The sequence below is a fragment of the Actinoplanes sp. NPDC051633 genome, assembly GCF_040681735.1.
GTDB lineage: Bacteria > Actinomycetota > Actinomycetes > Mycobacteriales > Micromonosporaceae > Actinoplanes.
In genome coordinates this window covers 1-1,063 of the sequence record NZ_JBFAZH010001820.1, presented here as the reverse complement: position 1 = coordinate 1,063, position 1,063 = coordinate 1, and the positions used below count along the sequence as shown (strand labels likewise).

1 protein-coding gene is annotated in these 1,063 nt (G+C 68.1%); it reads right to left on the bottom strand.

The genetic code is table 11. The annotated features are described in order from the left end of the window. Positions 1 to 134: 134 nt before the first annotated feature. On the bottom strand, positions 135 to 956 hold the full coding sequence (locus AB0M20_RS45450; protein ID WP_364307888.1) for a hypothetical protein: 822 nt from the start codon (positions 954 to 956) through the stop codon (positions 135 to 137). Positions 957 to 1,063: the final 107 nt, after the last annotated feature.

Here is a 1,063-nt window from a genome sequence, read left to right as displayed (position 1 = left end):
GTCCCGGCCGACCGCAAGTGGTACCGGAACTGGGCGGTGGCCTCGCTGCTGCGCGCGGCGATGGCCGACGTCGACCCCGGCTATCCAGCGCCGGAGTACGACGTCGCCACCGAGCAGGCCCGGGTCGCCGCCGCCTAGTTGAGCGCCGGTGCGACCGGCTTGTCGTCGGTCCACCCGAGTTTGATGATCGACCTGTCCTGATCCGCGTCCAGGAATCCATAGCCCAGGAAGCTGTAGTCCTGCGGGTTCAGGATCATGTAATGGCTGCTGCCCCACCCGAGAGCGATTCCCGTCCGGCCGGCGGCGTCCTCCCGCATGCCCAGGTTCCGGATCTCGGGGAGCCGGGACAGCACCGTGAAGGCGGCCGAGCGCAGTTCCGGCGTGGCCGGCGCGAACTTCAACAACTCCGTCATCATCACGTAGATCCCGAGGTCGCCGTCCTCCGCCCGGCCGGTCTCCTTCATCTTCTCAACGGCGGCCGAGCGCAGCGCGTCCGGGTCGGCCGGCAGCTTCGCAAGGTCGAACGGGTCGTAGAGGTTGTACACCTCGACCCGCCATCCGGCGTCGACCTGCTGCAGTTTTCCGGGTCGCGGCTTGGTCGACAGGGTGGTGGTCCGTGCGCCGGTCGGCGGGTCCAGAAAGCCCGTGAACCGGGTGGGCGATCCGGCCCGCGCCCACGCGGCCTTGTCCTTCGCCGACCACGGAAAAACGCCGAGACTCTGCGAACCCACCCAGTACCCGTCCGCCGGGTTCTTCGGCAGCCACACCTCCTCGGCGAAGCGCATGCCGATGTCGAACGTCTCGGCGCCTGCCCTGCCCTTCAAGTTCTGGCCGCTCGACTTGTCGACCATGAGGACGCGCCAGTAGCGGCCGGTGCTCGCCGGCTTCGCCGCCTGCTGCGCCGCGGCCAGCAGCAGTTGGGGCGCGGTCGCGTCGGGTCCCGGCGGGGCGGGCACCCCCTGGACGCCCGGAGTGGTCGGGCAAATGAACGGAGAGAATTCGAGCAACAGTTATCAAAACACGAGCCAACCGAAACCGAGCACAGATTTAGAGACACAGAAAC